The 15,709-nt window shown below is 72.1% G+C and carries 13 protein-coding genes and 1 pseudogene; 12 read left to right on the plus strand and 2 right to left on the minus strand.

What is annotated here, in order from left to right; all coding sequences use genetic code 11:
* Positions 1–7 precede the first annotated feature (7 nt).
* From AC5WS8_RS15325 to AC5WS8_RS15365, 9 genes are all read left to right on the plus strand, one after another.
* Positions 8–1,465 (plus strand): menaquinone biosynthesis decarboxylase, encoded by a 1,458-nt coding sequence (locus tag AC5WS8_RS15325; protein WP_496103940.1) that lies wholly within the window; start codon positions 8–10, stop codon positions 1,463–1,465.
* A complete protein-coding gene (mqnP, locus tag AC5WS8_RS15330; protein ID WP_496103941.1) occupies positions 1,462–2,364 on the plus strand; it encodes a menaquinone biosynthesis prenyltransferase MqnP in 903 nt (300 codons plus the stop codon). The genes AC5WS8_RS15325 and mqnP overlap by 4 nt, the downstream gene beginning before the upstream one ends.
* A 254-nt stretch (positions 2,365–2,618) precedes the next feature.
* Entirely contained in the window at positions 2,619–4,847 is a 2,229-nt protein-coding gene (locus AC5WS8_RS15335; protein WP_496103942.1) for an ArnT family glycosyltransferase, read from the plus strand.
* Between the two features lie 123 nt (positions 4,848–4,970).
* A complete protein-coding gene (locus AC5WS8_RS15340; protein WP_496103943.1) occupies positions 4,971–5,657 on the plus strand; it encodes a UbiX family flavin prenyltransferase in 687 nt (228 codons plus the stop codon).
* A 102-nt stretch (positions 5,658–5,759) separates the two neighbouring features.
* A complete protein-coding gene (locus AC5WS8_RS15345; protein ID WP_496103944.1) occupies positions 5,760–6,215 on the plus strand; it encodes an Lrp/AsnC family transcriptional regulator in 456 nt (151 codons plus the stop codon).
* Between the two features lie 41 nt (positions 6,216–6,256).
* Complete coding sequence (mqnE, locus tag AC5WS8_RS15350; protein ID WP_496103945.1) at positions 6,257–7,420, plus strand: aminofutalosine synthase MqnE; 1,164 nt, start codon at positions 6,257–6,259, stop codon at positions 7,418–7,420.
* An 8-nt stretch (positions 7,421–7,428) separates the two neighbouring features.
* Positions 7,429–7,953 carry a GNAT family N-acetyltransferase gene (locus tag AC5WS8_RS15355; protein WP_496103946.1) on the plus strand — a complete coding sequence of 175 codons (525 nt, stop codon included), beginning with the start codon at positions 7,429–7,431 and terminating at the stop codon, positions 7,951–7,953.
* A 96-nt stretch (positions 7,954–8,049) separates the two neighbouring features.
* Positions 8,050–8,349, plus strand: a complete 300-nt coding sequence (locus AC5WS8_RS15360; RefSeq protein WP_496103947.1) for a DUF4229 domain-containing protein — start codon at positions 8,050–8,052, stop codon at positions 8,347–8,349.
* 39 nt (positions 8,350–8,388) lie between these two features.
* Positions 8,389–9,078, plus strand: a complete 690-nt coding sequence (locus AC5WS8_RS15365; RefSeq protein WP_496103948.1) for a TetR/AcrR family transcriptional regulator — start codon at positions 8,389–8,391, stop codon at positions 9,076–9,078.
* Positions 9,079–9,116: 38 nt separating this feature from the next.
* Here the strand turns inward: AC5WS8_RS15365 and AC5WS8_RS15370 are convergent, their stop codons facing one another.
* The gene (locus tag AC5WS8_RS15370; RefSeq protein WP_496104226.1) at positions 9,117–9,989 is read right to left on the minus strand and encodes a MaoC family dehydratase; all 873 of its coding nucleotides are present in this window, start codon (positions 9,987–9,989) and stop codon (positions 9,117–9,119) included.
* Positions 9,989–10,483: pseudogene (locus AC5WS8_RS15375) on the minus strand (SDR family oxidoreductase); the annotation flags it as partial. The pseudogene AC5WS8_RS15375 and the gene AC5WS8_RS15370, both read right to left, overlap by 1 nt.
* Positions 10,484–10,914: 431 nt before the next feature.
* Between AC5WS8_RS15375 and AC5WS8_RS15380 the strand changes: the two are divergent.
* From AC5WS8_RS15380 to AC5WS8_RS15390, 3 genes are all read left to right on the plus strand, one after another.
* Positions 10,915–12,849, plus strand: a complete 1,935-nt coding sequence (locus AC5WS8_RS15380) for an AMP-dependent synthetase/ligase (protein ID WP_496103949.1) — start codon at positions 10,915–10,917, stop codon at positions 12,847–12,849.
* Positions 12,850–12,993: 144 nt separating this feature from the next.
* Positions 12,994–14,001, plus strand: coding sequence for a DUF1259 domain-containing protein (locus AC5WS8_RS15385; protein ID WP_496103950.1), 1,008 nt, complete (start codon positions 12,994–12,996; stop codon positions 13,999–14,001).
* Between the two features lie 72 nt (positions 14,002–14,073).
* The gene (locus AC5WS8_RS15390; RefSeq protein WP_496103951.1) at positions 14,074–15,279 is read left to right on the plus strand and encodes a cytochrome P450; all 1,206 of its coding nucleotides are present in this window, start codon (positions 14,074–14,076) and stop codon (positions 15,277–15,279) included.
* Positions 15,280–15,709: the final 430 nt, after the last annotated feature.

Below are 15,709 nucleotides of genomic sequence, written 5' to 3' on the forward strand. Positions count from 1 at the left end.
GGGACGCATGGCTTATGACGATCTTCGGTCCCTGCTCCGGGCGCTGGAGCGCGAGGGAGACCTCAAGCGCATCAAAGCCGAGGTCGACCCCTATCTGGAGGTCGGGGAGATCGTCGACCGGGTGCAGAAGTCCGGCGGTCCCGCGCTGCTCTTCGAGAACGTGCGCGGGTCGAGCATGCCGCTCGCGATGAACGTCTTCGGCACCGACCGGCGGCTGCTGAAGTCCCTCGGCCTGAAGACCTACGACGAGATCTCCGAGAAGATCGGCGGCCTGCTGAGGCCCGAACTGCCGCACGGGTTCGTGGGGGTGCGCGAGGCCTTCGGGAAGCTCGGCGCGATGGCGCACGTGCCGCCCAGGAAGGTGAAGTCCGACGGCGCGCCCGTCCAGGAGGTCGTGCTGCGCGGCGACGACGTCGACCTCGACACCCTCCCGGCCCTGTTCACCTGGCCCAAGGACGGCGGCTCCTTCTTCAACCTCGGGCTCACCCACACCAAGGACCCGGAGTCGGGGATCCGCAACCTCGGTCTGTACCGCCTCCAGCGCCACGACAGGCGCACCATCGGCATGCACTGGCAGATCCACAAGGACAGCCGCAACCACTACCAGGTGGCGGCCCGGCGCGGGGAGAGGCTGCCGGTCGCCATCGCCTTCGGCTGCCCGCCCGCCGTGACCTACGCCGCCACCGCGCCGCTGCCCGGCGACATCGACGAGTACCTGTTCGCCGGGTTCGTCGCGGGCAAGCGGATCGAGATGGTCGACTGCAAGACGGTGCCGCTCCAGGTCCCGGCGAACGCCGAGGTGGTGCTGGAGGGCTGGCTGGAGCCCGGCGAGATGCTGCCGGAGGGCCCGTTCGGCGACCACACCGGCTTCTACACCCCGCAGGAGCCCTTCCCGGCGCTGACGATCGACTGCGTCACCATGCGGCGTCGCCCGCTGCTGCAGTCCATCGTCGTGGGCCGGCCGCCGACGGAGGACGGGCCGCTCGGCCGTGCGACGGAGCGGTTCTTCCTCCCCCTGCTGAAGATCATCGTGCCGGACATCGTGGACTACCACCTGCCCGAGGCGGGCGGTTTCCACAACTGCGCGATCGTCTCGATCGACAAGAAGTACCCCAAGCACGCGCAGAAGGTGATGCACGCCGTCTGGGGCGCGCACATGATGTCCCTCACCAAGCTGATCGTGGTCGTCGACGCCGACTGCGACGTCCACGATCTGCACGAGGTCGCCTGGCGCGCCCTCGGCAACACGGACTACGCCCGTGACCTCACCGTCGTCGAAGGCCCCGTCGACCATCTCGACCACGCGTCCTACCAGCAGTTCTGGGGCGGCAAGGCGGGCATCGACGCGACGAAGAAGTGGCCCGAGGAGGGCTACACGAGGGACGGCGGCTGGCCCGACATGGTCCTGTCCGACCCGGAGACGGCGGCGAAGGTGACCCGCCGCTGGAAGGAGTACGGCCTGTGAGCAGCGCCTCCGCCGCGATCCCGCAGCCCGGACGCACCAAGGCGTTCCTGCGGCTTGTGATGATCGAGCACTCCGTCTTCGCCCTGCCCTTCGCGTACATCGCCTCGCTGACCGCGATGTACCAGTGGGACAGGAACATCCACTGGGGACGGCTGTTCCTCGTCACGGTCGCGATGGTGGGGCTGCGCACCTTCGCGATGGCGGCGAACCGGATCATCGACCGCGAGATCGACGCCCGCAACCCACGCACCGCCCACCGTGAGCTGGTCACCGGCGCTGTGTCGGTGCGGCACGCGTGGACGGGCGCGCTGGTCGCGCTGGTCTTCTTCCTGGGCGCCGCGGCGCTGCTCAACCCGCTGTGCCTGGCGCTCGCGCCCATCGCGGTGATCCCGATGGTGGTGTATCCGTACGGCAAGCGGTTCACCAACTTCCCGCAGGCGATCCTCGGCGTCGCGCAGGCGATGGGCCCGGTCGGCGGCTGGCTGGCGATCAGCGGCCGGTGGGACTGGGACGCGGTGATCCTCGGCCTGGCCGTCGGCGTCTGGATCGGCGGCTTCGACCTGATCTACGCCTGCCAGGACGTGGAGACGGACCGCGAGATCGGCGTCATGTCGGTGCCGGCCCGCTTCGGCATCCCGGCGGCGATCCGGGGTGCCCGCGTCTGCCACGCGATCGTGACGGCGCTGTTCGTCTGGTACGCGGTCGTCACCGGCGCCGGTTCCTTCTTCTGGCTGGGCCTGGTGATCGTGGCGGGTGCCTTCGTCTACGAGCACACGATCGTCCGCCCGCACGACCTGACCCGCCTCAACCGGGCGTTCTTCAGCGTCAACGGGTTCATCGGCATCGCCCTGTTCGTGTGTGCGCTGCTGGACCTGCTGGCGCGCGGGCTGACGGTCTGAAAGCCGTGGGATTCCTGAGGCGGATTCCTGAGGCGGATTCCTGAGACGGCCTGCTGAGGCGGACTCTCGAAGCTGTGCGGCCACTGTGGATTTCATGTGGGCGGCGTGGGCGCAAAGGCTGGTAACGGGCGGTACTTCGCGGATTGGAATGCCGTCCGGCCGGGTTAAAGAATCCGCCTGATTCTGGCGAGAGTTTCCTTGAAACGGGCTGCTTCGGTGGGGCGGGCGCCCCCGATGGCCCAACACTGCTGTGCATGGCTACGACAGTCCTCGACCCTTCCACCGGTGCCGGTGCCGGTGCCGGTGCCGGTCGCCGTGCGCCGTGGAGATCGCCGGCCGACCAGCCGGCCTACGCGCGCCCGGCGCTGCTCGTCATCATCGTGCTCGCCGCCGTGCTCTACACGTGGGGGATCGACCACAGCCAGTACCACACGTTCTACGCGAACGCCGTCCGCAGCATGACGGAGAGCTGGAAGGCGTTCTTCTACGGCTCTTTCGACCCCGGTAATTCCATCACGCTCGACAAATTGCCGGGATTCCTGTGGCCGCAGGCGCTTTCCGCCCGCGTCTTCGGATTCCACCCTTGGGCGCTGATCCTCCCTCAGGTCGTCGAGGGGCTGGCGAGCCTGCTGGTCCTGTTCCGGCTGGTGCGCCGCTGGGCGGGGGTGAACGCGGCGCTGATCGCGTGCACGGCGTTCCTGCTGACCCCGGTGGCCGTGGGGCTCTTCCGCACCGCGGTGGAGGACCCCGCCTTCACGTTGTGTCTGCTGCTGGCGGCCGAGGCCACTCAGCGGGCCGCCCGGGACGGCCGGCTGCGCCCGCTGGTGCTCGCCGGTGTGTGGGTCGGACTCGGCTTCCAGGCCAAGATGCTGGAGGCGTGGGCGGTGCTGCCCGCGCTCGCCCTGGTGTACCTGCTCTCGGCGCCGATCACCCTGCGGAGGCGGCTGGCGCACCTCGGCGTGTCCGCCGTGGTGATGACCGCCGTGTCGGCGTCCTGGATGCTCGCCGTCGCCCTCACCCCGGCCCAGGATCGTCCCTACGTGGATGGCACCACCAACAACTCCGCGTTCAGCATGGTGGTCGGCTACAACTTTCTGAACCGCTTCTCCTCCCTGGGCATCAGCGCGGCCTCCACCGGCAGCGTGAGCGCGACCCAGGGCGGCGGTGGCGGCAGGGGCGGCCCATGGCAGGGGGCCGACCGGACGGGCGGTGCGGTCCGCGCGCAGGTCCCGGGAGCCCGGGCGAGCGCCGTGCGTGCGGTGGGCGGCGGCATGCGTCAGGCGGGCGGCGGTGGCGGCCGGGGCGGTGACCAGAACGGCTGGTCGAAGATGTTCGGTACGTCGCTCGCCTCGCAGACCGGCTGGCTCTACCCGATCGCCGCCGTCGCCGTCGTGTGCGGCCTGCTGTGGTGCCGGGGCAGGTCCCGCTCCGACCGGCTCCGCTCCGGGTTCGTGCTGTGGGGAACCTGGCTGGCGACCTACTTCCTGGTCTTCAGCGCGGGCAGTGTCGCCGGCCACACGTACTACATGGGCGTGATCGCGGTACCGCTGGCCGCGCTCACCGGAGGCGGCGTCGTGCTGATGTGGCGGGCCCACCGGGCCGGCGGCCGTCGCGCATGGGCGCTGCCGGGCGCGGTGGCGGCGACGGCGGCGTGGAGCGCGTACCTGGCCGGCCGGTTCCCGTCGTTCCTGCCGTGGCTGGCGCCCGCGGTGGGCGTGCTCGGTCTCGGCGCCGTCGTCCTGCTGGTGTGGGCCCGCCCCGGTCGTACGCCCTCCGGCGGCCGGCTCGCCCTCGCCGGGCTGGCCGCCTCCCTCGCGGCGCTGCTGCTCGCGCCGAGCGCGTGGGCAGTACAGGTGTTCAGCCCCTCCCACGGCAGCTCGGGCATGGGCGCGGTCGGCCCGTCCGCCGCGGACCGCGGTCATGGCTCGCCGGTCTCGGCGGCGGGCCGGACGGGCCGGCTGGTCTGGGGCGGCGGCGCGACCCGCGGCACCAGGGCGGAGACCCGCGGCGGCGTGGGCGGCTTCGGTCGTTCCGGCGGCTTCGGCGGCTTCGGCGTGGACGGCGGACTCGGCGCGGACCAGCGGAAGGTGCTCGCCTACACCAGCGCGCACCAGGGCTCCGCCACCTATGTGTTCGCCACCACCAGTTGGAACGGCGCGTCCCCGTACATCCTCGCCACCGGCGCCCACGTCCTGCCGCTCGGCGGCTTCAGCGGCAGGGTGCCGTTCCCGACCGAGGCGCAGTTCCGGCACCTGGTCGGCACCGGCAGGCTGCGGTTCGTGCTGCTGGGCGGCGGCCGCGGCACGGGCGCCCTGTTCGGCGGCGGCAGCGGCACGACGGCCACGGCACGGATCACCGACTGGGTCCGCTCCGCCTGCACCCCTGTCCCGGCCTCCGCCTACGGCGGCACGGACCCCACCGCGCGGACGACCGGTGGGGCGAGCACCGCCCAGACGCTGTACCGGTGCGCCCCCGGCCGCTGACCGAGTCCTCGGGACGGCTCCCTGCCCGGCCACTCGCGGGGCGTGGGGCCGTCGTCATGTCCGTCGGCCGGGAACCGGCCCTTGGCCCGTTCTCGCCCTCCGGCGCCGGATAGGCTCGGTGTCGTGAACCCAGTCAAGCCAGGAGAGACGCCGCGCAGGCCTTGGATCGTAGGGGTGTCCGGCGCCTCCGGCACCCCGTATGCCGCCGCCGTGCTGCGCGGACTCCTCGCCGCGGGGGAGAGCGTCGACCTCGTCGTCTCCCGTGCCGCACGGCTCACCCTGCTCGACGAGACGCAGATCGCCTTCCGCGACGCCCACTGGCGGAACGACCTGCGCGAGTGGCTGGGACGGGGCGCCGACGGAAAGCCCGGGACGTTCGTGGTGGACGTCGAGGGAGACCGGGTGCGGCACTGGAGCGCCGGGGACCTGGCCGCCGGGCCGTCCTCCGGGTCGTACCCGGCGAAGGGCATGCTGATCGTGCCCGCGTCCACGGCGTGTGTGGCGGGGGTCGCGCTCGGGCTGTCGAAGGACCTGTTGCAGCGGGCGGCGAGCGTCACGCTCAAGGAGGGGCGGCGACTGGTCGTCGCCGTACGGGAGACGCCGCTCGCCGGGCAGACCCTCAGGCAACTGGTGGCGCTGGACGAGGCGGGCGCGGTGGTGCTGCCCGCGTCGCCGGCGTTCTACGCGGGCGCGACGCACATCCAGGACCTGGTGGACTTCGTCGCGGGGCGGGTGCTGGACGCGGCGGGGGTGCCGCACCGGCTGTACCGCCGCTGGGAGGGCGAACTCGGCGGTTCCCGTTCCGCCTGAGGTATCGACACCCATGAGCACCAGGCAGTAGCAGCACCACTCATCACTTCAGGAACTCTGCAGATCTCTCATCGGATCTCTTCACCGGAAGGCTTCGATCGCATGGACGCGGTGGACAGGCAGCTCATTCAGGCCCTCAGGGAGAACGGCCGGGCCTCCTACGCGGAGCTGGGGCGCCTCGTCGGCCTGTCGGGACCGAGCGTCACCGACCGCATCAACCGTCTGGAGGCGGCGGGCGTCATCACCGGCTACCGCGCCACGGTGAACGCCGCCTCGCTCGGCCTCGGAGTGACCGCCCTCATCGGCATCTCGCTCTCCGACGCCGCCGACCACGAGGACGTGGCGCAGCGGCTGCGGGACCTGCCCGAGATCGAGGACTGCTGGTTCATCGCCGGTGACGACTCCTTCATGCTCAAGGTGCGGGCGACGGACGTGGACGGCCTGGAGAAGATCATCCGCCGGCTGTCGGGCACCAAGGGCGTCTCCCGGACCCGTACCACGATCGTGCTGTCGACGAAGTGGGAGAACAGGGTCGGGGACCTGCCGGAAGAGGCGTAGGGCTACGGTTGTCGCAGTCTGTCTCAGAAAGAGGTATCCGCATGGACGTCGGGCTCAAGCGCGAGCTGGAGGACAAGGTCCGCTCCGGTGAGCGGCTGACCCGCGAGGACGGCATCGCGCTGTACGAGTCGGACGACCTGGCCTGGCTGGGCGGCCTCGCGCACGAGGTGCGTACGAGGCTGAACGGTGACGTGGTCCACTTCAACGTCAACCGCCACCTCAACATGACGAACGTCTGCACCGCGTCGTGCGCCTACTGCTCCTTCCAGCGCAAGCCGGGCGAGAAGGACGCGTACACCATGCGCATCGAGGAGGCGGTCGAGCTCGCCCGGGCGATGGAGTCGGAGCACCTCACCGAGCTGCACATCGTCAACGGCCTGCACCCGAACCTGCCGTGGCGCTACTACCCGCGGTCGCTGCGCGAGCTGAAGAAGGCGCTGCCGAACGTGTCGCTGAAGGCGTTCACGGCGACGGAGATCCACCACTTCGAGACGATCTCCGGCCTTCCGGCCTCCGAGATCCTGGACGAGTTGATCGACGCCGGTCTGGAGTCGCTGACCGGCGGCGGCGCGGAGATCTTCGACTGGGAGGTCCGGCAGCACATCGTCGACCACCGCACCCACTGGGAGGACTGGTCGCGCATCCACCGCCTGGCGCACGAGAAGGGTCTGAAGACCCCGTGCACCATGCTGTACGGGCACATCGAGGAACCGCGGCACCGTGTCGACCACGTGCTGCGCCTGCGCGAGCTCCAGGACGAGACGAACGGCTTCCAGGTCTTCATCCCGCTGCGCTACCAGCACGACTTCGTCGACATGAAGGACGGCAAGGTCCGCAACCGGCTCCAGGCCGGGACGCAGATGGCGACGGGCGCGGAGGCCCTGAAGACGTTCGCGGTCTCGCGCCTGCTGTTCGACAACGTCCCGCACGTCAAGGTCTTCTGGGTGATGCACGGCATCCAGACCGCGCAACTGGCCCTCCAGCACGGTGCGGACGACATGGACGGCTCGGTCGTCGAGTACAAGATCACGCATGACGCGGACGACTTCGGCACGCCGAACAAGCTGACCCGCGAGGACCTGCTGGAGCTGATCCGCGACGCCGGGTTCCGACCGGTGGAGCGAAACACACGGTACGAGATCATCCGCGAGTACGAGGGTCCGGACCCGGCGCGCCGGGAACAGCCGCAGCCGATGAGGGTGTGACCCGGCCGGTGGCTCTCGACTTCACGCTCGACCCCGCCATGACCCGTGCCCTCCGTGACGGGATCCTCGACCTCTGGGTCGATGTGACCAACGCCGGGGGAGCCGTGGGGTTCGTGGCGCCGGTCACACCGGACGTGATACGCCCCGAGCTGCTGAAGCACCTGGTGGCCATGAGCGAGGGGCGCAGCAGGCTCCTCGTGGGGCACGACGGGGAGGGGCGGGTGGCCGCGACCGCGTTCCTCACCTTCAACACGCACCGGCTGATGACCCACTGGATCTGGCTGTACACGGTCATGGTCCACCCGCGGCACCAGGGCCGGGGCCACGGCCGCGACCTGCTGGACGCCGCCGCGGACGCGGCCCGCGGCCTCCACGGCGTCGAGGCGATACGGCTCGCCTGCCGCGGCGGCCTCGGCCTGGAGCGGTTCTACGGCTCCTGCGGTTACAAGGAGGTCGGCCGGGTCCCCGGAGCGATACGGGTGGCCCCCGGGGAGGACCGCGACGACATCACCATGCTGCTGCCCCTGGGGTGACCGGGATCGCGCGCACCCCGCTGCGAGACCGGGTCCCCGGCGTGCTTCACTGGACGGTGCCCCTTTGGCGTCGTTTGAACGGAAGAGTGGATTGAGATGCTCCGGTACACGCTGATGCGCCTCGGCATCCTCGCGGGCTGCTTCGTGGTCGTCTGGGGCCTCGTCTACTCGGGCATCGCGCCGCGCGGCCTCGGCGATTCCAACGGCCTGTGGATGATCCTGCTGGCCCTGCTGATCTCGGCGCCGATCAGCTTCGTGGTGCTGCGCAGGGAGCGGGACCGGGCGTCGGTGCGGATCGTGCAGCGGGTGGATCGCATGAAGGCGAACCTCGACGCGAACCGCAGCCAGGAGGACGTGGCCGACGACACGGCGCGGGCGCAGGGGCAGACGTCCTGAGAGCGTGTGCCGCGGCGGGCCGACCGTAGTCTTGCCCGCATGGGTTCCGTGAAGACCAAGCGGATGCCGCGGGCCGTGCGGGAGCAGCAGATGCTCGACGCCGCCGTGAAGACCTTCGGGCAGCGCGGCTACACGGCCGCCTCCATGGACGAGATCGCCGAGCTCGCCGGCGTGTCCAAGCCGTTGGTCTACCTGTACCTCAACTCCAAGGAAGTCCTCTTCACCGCCTGCATCCGCCGCGAGGCCGCCGCCCTCACCGAGGCGGTCCGTGCCGGTGCCCGGCCCGGGACCGGTGCCGACCACCAGCTCTGGGAAGGGCTCCAGGCCTTCTTCACCCACACCGCGCGGAACCCGGACGGCTGGGCCGTCCTGCACCTGCAGGCCCGTACCAGCGGTGAACCCTTCGCCGCCGAGGTGACCGCGATGCGCGAGGAGATCGTCGCGTTCGTCACGCAGCTCATCGCCGTGGCCGCCAGGGGTGGGGGCACCTCCTGCGCGGACGCGGTGGAGAGCTCGGGGGACCACCGCGATCCCGGCCTGCCGGAACGCGAGGCCGCCGGGCTCGCCGAGGCCCTGGTCGGGGCCGCCGAGTCGCTCGCGGCCTGGGCGAACGCCACCCCCGGCGTCTCGGCCCGGCAGGCCGCGTCGACCCTGATGAACTTCGCCTGGGCGGGGCTGGGCAACCTGATGGAAGGGCGGCCCTGGACCCCACCGATCACGGTTCCGTAAAGGACCGACTCGGTTCTCGTGTGCTTTCCGCGGGGACCTCAGGTGGTGAGCGGGAGCACCCGTCCCTCGACGTGCACCCTCGCCCGCTCTCGGCTTCGCGTGAGCGGGGGCACCCCCGTCCCGCTCCGCAGCTCGAACCGGCCGTGCCCGTCCGCCGCGTAGGTCACCGTCCCCGGAAGCAGCACCGGAGCCCGGAACTCGGCCCGCACCCGCACCGCCTCCGGCGCCCCGTGCGCGGCGAGGCAGCGGGCCACCGTCCACATGCCGTGTGCGATGGGGCACGGGAAGCCGAACAGGCGGGCGGTGAGCGGGTGCATGTGGATGGGGTTGCGGTCGCCGGACACGGCGCCGTAGCGCCGGCCGACGTCCCCGGCCAGGTGCCACTCGGCAACGGCGGGCAGGGGCGTGTGTTCCGCTCGCCCGGCGGGACCGCCCGCCGTGCGGTGCCGTGCCAGGTACGTGCTCGTCGACTCCCACAGGACGTCCTCGCCGGCCCGCACCTCGGTGACCACCGATGCCTCGGTCCCGCGCCGGTGCGGCGTCAGTTCGCCGATGCGCACGGCGAGTTCGTGCTCCCCGGCGACCGCCGGCGCCCGGTACCGGGTGATCTCGATCGAGGTGTGGACGAGGCCGAGCAGCGGCAGCGGGAAGCCCCGGCCGCTCATCAGCCGCATGACCAGCGGGAAGCCCAGCACGTGCGGATAGGTCAGCGGCAGTGCGTCGTCGCCGGTCGCGAATCCGCACACGCGCTCGTACGCCGCGAGCCGTGCGAGGTCGATGCGCAGGGCGGGGAGGACGAGCCGGTCGCGCGGGAAGTCGGCGTCCGGACGGGGCCGTTTGAAGGGGGACAGCAGGGTGCCGCGGGCCAGGAGCGGCGCGAGTGCGGGGGGCCGGGCGAGGACGACGGACATCACGCCCCCGGCAGGCTCTGGCCGCAGACGCGAACGACCTGCCCGTCGACCGCGCCCGACGCCGGGCGCGCGAGCCAGGCCGTGGTCTCGGCGACGTCTGCCGGAAGAGCGCCCTGCGCAAGGGAGTTCATCCGGCGCCCCGCCGCACGGATGAACGGCGGGATCGCGGCCGTCGTCCTGGTCTCGGTGAACCCGGGCGCGACCGCGTTCACCGTGACTCCGTGCTCGGCGAGCGCACGGGGCGCGCGGGAGCGGACCAGGCCGACGGCGCCCGCGTTGGCGGGGCCGTGGTTCGTCTGTCCGGCGTTTCCGGCGGGCCCCGCGAGCGACGCGGTGGCGACGATGCGTCCGCCCCGCTCGACCGTCCCGGCCTTCAGCAGCGTGTCCGTCGTCCGCGGCACGCTCGCCGGATGGACGTCGAGGACCGGACTCCAGCGCTCCACAGGCCTGTTGGCCAGGCGCCGGTCGCGGGTGATCCCCCCGTTGTGGGGCAGCCGGCGCCGCAGGGGCGCCGGCTGCGGCAGCCCCGGACGGCGGGTCGGGCAGCGGCCGGGTGCGGTGCCGGTGAAGCGCGGACAGCGGTCGGTCGTCATGGCAGCTCCCTGCTCGCCCCAGTTCTTACTCAAGAGTAAGGTTACCTGCGGTAAGGCTACGTCACGGGTGAGGAGCGGGTCGAGATGAGGGCTCCCCTCGGATCGCGATCCCGGGGCGCGTCCGACACCACTTCGAACCCGTGTGGCCAGGCCTGCACAGCCCTGTCCCCGGACGCTCCCCGAACCCGCACGGACTCCCCACGCGGGCGCCGTACGATCGCGTTCCTAACCGGCGGTAACAGCGAGCCGCTGCAGTCGGTGAACATCTCGGTACGCCCGGTGCGTACCTCATGCAGCAAGCAGTGCACAGCTGCAGGCCCCAGGAGCTGCCCATGCCCATCTCGTACTCGTCCGCGCCCCTGCCCGCCGCCCCGGTCGACCTCGACCACGACGGCGGCCCGGTGCTTGTGGAGCCGGAGACCCGGCGGCTCAACGGGGAGGTCCGCGAGGCCTACGTGCCGCCGCTCGTACCGCCGGTGACCCACGGCTCGCTCGCCGACCTGCCGTTCGAGAACGCGAGCGAGGCGCCCGGCCACCGGGTCCTCAGCCGCCGGGACGCGGACGGCCGCTGGACGGATGTGACGGCGACCCAGTTCGCCGACCAGGTGCTGGCCCTGGCCAAGGGCCTGATCTCCGAGGGCCTGGTGCCGGGCGACCGGATCGCGGTCATGGCGCGCACGACCTACGAGTGGACGCTGCTCGACTTCGCGGCCTGGGCGGCCGGCCTGGTCACGGTCCCCGTCTACCCCACCTCCTCGGTGTTCCAGACCCGCTGGATCCTGCAGGACTCCGGCGCCTCGGCCCTGGTCACGGAGACGGTCGGCCAGGCGGCGGCCATCGGCCCGGAACGCCACCGCCTGCCCGACCTGCGCCATGCCTGGGTGATCGAGAAGGGACATGTGGAGCGGCTCGCGGAGCTGGGTGCGGCGGTCCCCGACCAGGAGGTGAGCGTCCGCCGGGGCGTGCTCGGCCCCGACACCCTCGCCACCCTCGTCTACACCTCGGGCACGACCGGCCGCCCCAAGGGGTGCGCGCTGACGCACGGCAACTTCCTCGCGGAGGTGGACAACGCCACCCGGCTCCTCCACCCGGTCTTCCACGCCAGGACCGAGGACCCGTCGACGCTGCTGTTCCTGCCGCTGTCGCACGTCTTCGGCCGGATGGTCGCGGTCGCGTGCATCCGCGCACGGGTACGGCTCGGGCACGCCCCCAGCCTGACCGCGGAGGACCTGCTGGCGGACCTGGCGAGCTTCCGTCCGACCTTCCTGCTGGCCATCCCGTACATGCTGGAGAAGGTCTACAACAACGCGCGGGCGGCGGCCGAGCGCGGCGGCCGCGGCGCGCTGTTCGACCGCGCGGCCTCGGTGGCCCGCCGCTACGGCGAGGCGCTGGAGGCCCGGCAGCACGGCACGGGCCCGGGCCCGGGCCGCGCCCTGAAGACGGCCCGCGCCTTCTACGACCCCCTCCTGTACCGCCGCATCCGCGGTGCCCTGGGCGGCAGGGTCCGCCATGTGATCAGCGGTGGCTCCCCGCTGGGCAGCCACCTCGCCGCCTTCTACGCCGGCGCCGGCATCGAGATCTTCGAGGGCTACGGGCTGACGGAGTCGACCGGCGCCGCCACCGTCACGCCCCCGCTCAAGCCCCGGCTGGGCACGGTGGGCTGGCCGCTGCCCGGCACCCGGGTGCGCATCGCGGCGGACGGCGAGGTGCTGCTCTCCGGCGGCCAGGTCTTCCGCGGCTACTGGGACCCCCACGCGGGCGGGGTGGTCCCGGCGACCCCCGACGGCTGGTTCCCGACCGGTGACATCGGCCGTCTGGACGACGAGGGCTACCTCACGATCACGGGCCGGAAGAAGGAGATCCTGATCACCGCGGGCGGCAAGAACGTGGCGCCGGCCCCGCTGGAGAACTGGCTGCGCTCCCACCCCCTGATCTCGCAGTGCCTCGTCGTCGGAGACGGCCGCCCCTATGTCTCCGCCCTCCTCACGCTCGACGTGGACGGCCTCACCCACTGGCGCCGGATGAACGGCAAGCACCCGGTGCCGCCGGAGCTGCTGGTGGGGGACGAGGAGCTGAACGCGGTCCTGGAGCGCGCCGTGGACGAGGCCAACAAGCTGGTCTCCCGCCCCGAGTCGATCCGCCGCTTCACGGTGCTGCCCGCGGACTTCACCGAGGAGGCCGGGCATCTCACGCCGTCGATGAAGCTGCGCCGCGAGGCGATCATGCGTGACTTCGCCCACGAGGTGGAGAGCCTGTACGCGTCGTAGGAGCCGCACCTCGGCCCCGGCGCCCGCAGCTTCACCCGATCGGAAACGCGTACTAGCCCACATGGCAGGGGGCGGCGGCCGTGCTGGCGGCGGTCCCGGGCACCCCGTGCTTCCATCGCGTCCAGAGGCGTCGAGGAGGCTCACATGATGGCCGAGGATCCACAGCAGGACACCCCCACGCGATCGGGTGCGCCCCGGCGGCGCCTGTTGGCCGCGGCCGCCGCACTGGCGCCCGCGCTGGCCGCCGCCCACACCACCCCGGCCCGCGCCCTGCCCGCCGCGGCGGACCACGGGCACCGTGACGGGCCGGTCAGACCGGTGCGCACGGCCCTGTCGGACTGGGCGGACGTGGCCAAGGCGCTGGGCCGCGGCGGCGACATGAAGCGCGACCTGATGTACCACACGGGCCTGCCGCGCCGGGACCTGTCGGTGATCTCCAAGGGCATTCTCGTCAAACCGGAGCTCGCCCTGGGCTCCCACGTGTCGTTCGTCCGCTACGCGGACGGCAGCACGATGACGATGGGCGACCTGGTGATCACCGAGCAGGAGCTGCAGTCGTTCCTGGACGTCCTGCGACAGCAGCGGATCGCGGTGACCGCGCTCCACAAGCACCTGCTCTCCCACCGGCCCGACATCTGGTGGGTGCACGTTCACGCGCACGGCCACGACCCGGTGGGCGTCGCCCGCGGTCTGCGCGCGGCGTTCGACCGTACCGGCACCCCGCCGCCGCATCGTCCCGCACCGTCGGGCCACACCCTGGACACGGCTCGCATCGATGCCGCGCTGGGCGTCAGGGGCACCTATGACGACGGGATCTACAAGAGCCTGTTCATCCGCCGCGAGACCATCGTCGAGGGCGGCATGGCGCTGCCGCCGGGGCTGGGGTCGACCACCGCGTTCAACTGGCAGCCGCTGGGCGGCGGCCGGGTGGCGATCAGCGGCGACGTCGCGATGGTCGCGGAGGAGGTCCAGAACGTCCTTGCGGCCCTCAGAGGCGCCGGGACCGAGCTGGTCGAGCTGCACAACCACGGACTGAGGGACGAACCCCGCCTGTTCTTCACCCACTTCTGGGCCGTCGGGGACGCAGTCACGCTGGCCCGGGGCCTGCGCCCCGCGGTGGACGCCACCAACGCCGCACCGGCCGGCGGTTGAAGAGACGTCATCCCCCCGCTTCCGGTACCACCGGGGGCCAAGCAGAGCACGTGGACGAGGGAGAACTCCGCGATGACCCAGAGCAGCGAACCCATGATGTGCCCGTTCGACTTCAGCGAGGGTCTGGAGTTCGATCCCGCGCTCGCGGAGCTGATGGCCCGCGACTGCGTCACCCGTGTCCGGCTGCCGTACGGCGACGGCGCCGCCTGGCTGATCACCGACTTCGACGGCGTACGGCAGGTGACCACCGACCAGCGCTTCAGCCGGGCGGCGATCATGGGGCACGACTACCCGCGGCTGACCCCGGAGCCCATCGTCTCCCCGGAGTCCATCAACGTCATGGACCCGCCGCACAGCAGCCGCCTGCGCCGCCTGGCCTCCCAGGGCTTCGCCCGCGGGCACGTGGAGCGGATGCGGCAGCAGATCGTCCGGCTGGCCGACACCCTGCTGGAGGAGATGGCCGAGCAGGGGCCGCCCGCCGACCTCGTCCAGCACCTGTCCAACCAGCTCCCCCAGCAGACCATCTACGACGTCCTCGGCATCCCCCGCGAGGACTGGCCCCGCATGCAGCGTTACGCGCACCAGCTGCTGGAGACCGGGCCGGACAGCCGCGAGACCGCCGCGAACGCCAAGGCCGCCCTGCGCTCCTACTTCCTGGACCAGGTGGAACAGCGGCGGCGCGCCCCCGGGCAGGACCTGATCAGCGCGCTGGCCGCGGCGAAGGACGGCGACGACGCCCTCGACGACGACGAACTGGCGGTCATGGCACTGACGCTGGTGCTCAGCGGGCAGGACACCGCCACCTGCCAGATCAGCGACATCTGCTACCTGCTGCTGACCCGCCCGGAGCTGATGGAGCACCTCAGGACCCGGCCGGAGTCCCTGACGGACGTCATCAACGAGCTGCTCCGCTACATCCCCTTCCGCAAGGGAGTCGGCATCCCCCGGGTGGCGCTGGAGGACGTGGAGATGGACGGCGTCCGGATCCGCGAGGGCGACTTCGTCCATGTGTCGTACCTGACGGCGAACCGCGACCCGAAGCGCTACCCGGACCCGGACGTCATCGACCCGGAGCGGCCGCCCATGCCCCATATGACGTTCGGCTGGGGCGGCCACCGCTGTATCGCCGTACCGCTGGCGATGGCGGAGCTGGAGGTGGCCGTCGGGCGCCTGGTGGAGCGGTTCCCGACGCTGCGCCTCGCGGTGCCCGCGGAGGAGATCCGCTGGGACAAGGAGACGATCCGCCGCTTCCCGCTGGAGCTGCCGGTGACCTGGTGAGGCCCGGCCGGGCCTCACCAGGGCCGTCGTGGCCGAGGCGCCCGGCACGACCGGCACCAACGGCGCCCGCCGCCAGGCCGGGCCCGCGGCCACCAGCCCCCCGCCGGACGCGCCCGGCCCGCCCCGGCCGCCCGACTCGGGGGCGCGCCCGTCGTCGCCGGGACCGCGACCAGCGGCACCGCCGCGCCTGCCGACGGCCGCTGGAGACGGCGGGGGAGTTCGACACGGCGGTGCAGCAGCGGGCCCGCCGGCCGGAGGGCCCACAGCCGGCGCCACCACGGCCGCCGTCGTCGCCTGTCATGCCGACCTCCCGAGCGCGAGCAGCCGGGCCGGTACCGACGGCACCGGCAGCCCGGTCGGCACGGACGGCGTCACCGAGGGGGCGACACGTGATCGTGAGTGAGGGGCGGGTTCTCGCCGGGCCGCGCGG

Source organism: Streptomyces sp. PTL18, from assembly GCF_059510295.1.

Excerpts from the sequence above, each read along its gene's own strand:
- AC5WS8_RS15325 (WP_496103940.1), top strand. The coding sequence starts at position 8 with ATGGCTTATGACGATCTTCGGTCCCTGCTCCGGGCGCTGGAGCGCGAG.
- AC5WS8_RS15335 (WP_496103942.1), top strand. The coding sequence starts at position 2,619 with ATGGCTACGACAGTCCTCGACCCTTCCACCGGTGCCGGTGCCGGTGCC.
- AC5WS8_RS15345 (WP_496103944.1), top strand. The coding sequence starts at position 5,760 with ATGGACGCGGTGGACAGGCAGCTCATTCAGGCCCTCAGGGAGAACGGC.
- mqnE (WP_496103945.1), top strand. The coding sequence starts at position 6,257 with ATGGACGTCGGGCTCAAGCGCGAGCTGGAGGACAAGGTCCGCTCCGGT.
- AC5WS8_RS15360 (WP_496103947.1), top strand. The coding sequence starts at position 8,050 with ATGCTCCGGTACACGCTGATGCGCCTCGGCATCCTCGCGGGCTGCTTC.
- AC5WS8_RS15365 (WP_496103948.1), top strand. The coding sequence starts at position 8,389 with ATGGGTTCCGTGAAGACCAAGCGGATGCCGCGGGCCGTGCGGGAGCAG.
- AC5WS8_RS15370 (WP_496104226.1), bottom strand. The coding sequence starts at position 9,989 with ATGTCCGTCGTCCTCGCCCGGCCCCCCGCACTCGCGCCGCTCCTGGCC.
- AC5WS8_RS15380 (WP_496103949.1), top strand. The coding sequence starts at position 10,915 with ATGCCCATCTCGTACTCGTCCGCGCCCCTGCCCGCCGCCCCGGTCGAC.
- AC5WS8_RS15385 (WP_496103950.1), top strand. The coding sequence starts at position 12,994 with ATGATGGCCGAGGATCCACAGCAGGACACCCCCACGCGATCGGGTGCG.
- AC5WS8_RS15390 (WP_496103951.1), top strand. The coding sequence starts at position 14,074 with ATGACCCAGAGCAGCGAACCCATGATGTGCCCGTTCGACTTCAGCGAG.